1 protein-coding gene is annotated in these 481 nt (G+C 64.9%); it reads right to left on the bottom strand.

Annotated elements, in window-relative coordinates:
- A partial coding sequence (locus AACY08_RS29180) for an oxidoreductase (RefSeq protein ID WP_445262062.1) occupies positions 1–481 on the bottom strand: 481 nt, incomplete at both ends.

The following is a 481-nucleotide window of genomic DNA, read 5'->3' as shown; positions in this document are numbered from 1 at the left end:
ATCTCCACGCCGTCGAACCCGAGCGCCTTGGCCGAAACTGCGGCCTTGGCGTAGGCCTCGATGACCTCGGCGATGTCGGTCTCGCTCATCGGCTTGGTTACGTGAGTGGTGCTTTCGAAGGCGTTCAGGTTCTCGGACGGGCCGAAACCGGGCACGGAGGGGTCCGGCGCCATGCCAAGCTCGCGGAAACTGCCGGTGTGCCAGAGTTGCGGCATGATCTTGCCGCCTTCGGCATGCACGGCTTCGGCGACCTTTCGCCAACCCGCCAGCGCGTCATCGCCGTAGAATCTCGGCACGGCGGCGTAGCTGTGAGCCGAGGGGTGCGGAATATAGGTGGCTTCGGTGATGATCAGGCCGACGCCTGCGGCGGAGCGGCGACGGTAGTACTCGATGACGTTGGAATTAGGGACGCCACGCGGGGAGAACGAGCGGGTCATCGGCGCCATGACCAAGCGCGTCGACAGTTGCAATGCACCGAGCT

It is taken from the genome of Pseudomonas sp. EL_65y_Pfl1_R83, assembly GCF_963970695.1.
In the GTDB taxonomy this organism is placed as follows: Bacteria; Pseudomonadota; Gammaproteobacteria; order Pseudomonadales; family Pseudomonadaceae; genus Aquipseudomonas; species Aquipseudomonas tritici.
This window is presented reverse-complemented; position numbering and strand designations above follow the sequence as displayed.